The 1,266-nt window shown below is 62.6% G+C and carries 2 protein-coding genes; both read right to left on the bottom strand.

Annotated elements, in window-relative coordinates:
- Positions 1-67 precede the first annotated feature (67 nt).
- Positions 68-547, bottom strand: coding sequence for an HK97-gp10 family putative phage morphogenesis protein (locus tag SM764_RS22550; protein WP_369002869.1), 480 nt, complete (start codon positions 545-547; stop codon positions 68-70).
- A gap of 372 nt (positions 548-919) precedes the next feature.
- The coding region (locus SM764_RS22545; protein ID WP_369002868.1) for a head-tail adaptor protein at positions 920-1,266 on the bottom strand (347 nt) is incomplete at its 5' end.

The raw sequence follows: 1,266 nt of genomic DNA, 5'->3' as shown, positions 1-1,266 counted from the left end.
TCAAAGACGCCCCAGACCACTGGATGCCCGAGGGTCTTCAGGAGATCCTTCAGCTCGCCTTCCATGCTCATGCGCCTGCCCGCGCCGCCTTGCGCCGCGCCCGCTCCACGGTCTTTTCGATCTCGGCCCAGGTCTCGCGTTTCAGGGTCTCCAGCATCTGCACCTTGTTCGCATCCCAGGCGGGCCGCATGAAGGGCCGCGCAGGCATCGCACCGACGAACCTGCCAGTCGTGGCCTGCACCCGTGGTCCCGTGCCGAACTCGTAAAGGTGCCCATGCGGTGCATCGCTGTCATCCGGCTGCACCGGCCCCACATAAAGCACCACCTTGCTGCGCCCCCGGTCTCCGCGCGCTTCCCGTGCCTGCCGGGCTGTCAGCTTGCTGGTGACCTTCACCGTGAAGGGCGACAGCGCATCGGCCATCGTCGCAACCGGCTGCAGCGCCTTCTTCATCGCCCGCCGCTGCACGCCCTTGGCCGTGCCACGCGCAAGCTGACCCAGCGCCCGCTCGATATCACCGGCACCTTCGATCTTCATCTTGACTGACATGTCAGAGATCCTTGCCTCAATAAATACACGCAAAACGTGCGACCCATTAACTGCGCGTTAACCATCAGAGAGCTGAGGATAGGTGCTTCCAACGAAGCAGCAGCCCGCGGTGGGCTTGACCCCTCTTGCTCAACGCCGCGGGCTGCACGTCCTTTGCCCTGCCCCACGCAAACTCCCCCAACGCCTATTCGATGAGATGTCAGCGATCCTCGTCTCATCAAAAAAACCCTCTCAAACGCTCATTCCGTTAATCTCTGAGCAATCCGGACGCTGTTTAATGAGGAACAGACTGGAGACGCTGCAGCCCGTGGCACTATCCCTATCTCGACGCAAACCACGGGCTGCACGCTTCGGGAGATCCTCCGCTTCCAGTTACCGGATCCTCCATGCGGTAATCTCGATCCAGAGCCCGCGGCCGAGCTCCTTCACGCCGGTGATCTGCCAGTCGGCCCCATCAAACCGGATCCGGTTCTCACCACTGACCGCCGCCAGCCTGGTCGAGCAGCGGACAACAAACCGCGCATCGGTCTTTTGCTCCACGGATGCCGCCCGCATGCGCTCACCATCAGAGACAGGCGTGTATTCCGCCCGCTCCTCGGCATACTCCGCCCAGCCGGTGGCAACATCTTCCCCGGCCTCATTTTCTGCAAAGCTCGCCTGAAGGATCACGATCCGCCGATCCAGACGCGGCGCCGATCCCGCCTTCATCCTGAGAACGC

The organism is Pseudophaeobacter sp. 1A16562, from assembly GCF_041008785.1.
GTDB classification, from domain to species: Bacteria; Pseudomonadota; Alphaproteobacteria; order Rhodobacterales; family Rhodobacteraceae; genus Phycobacter; species Phycobacter gallaeciensis_A.
Note: the sequence above shows the minus strand (reverse complement) of the source record. Positions and strands in the feature narration are given on the sequence as shown.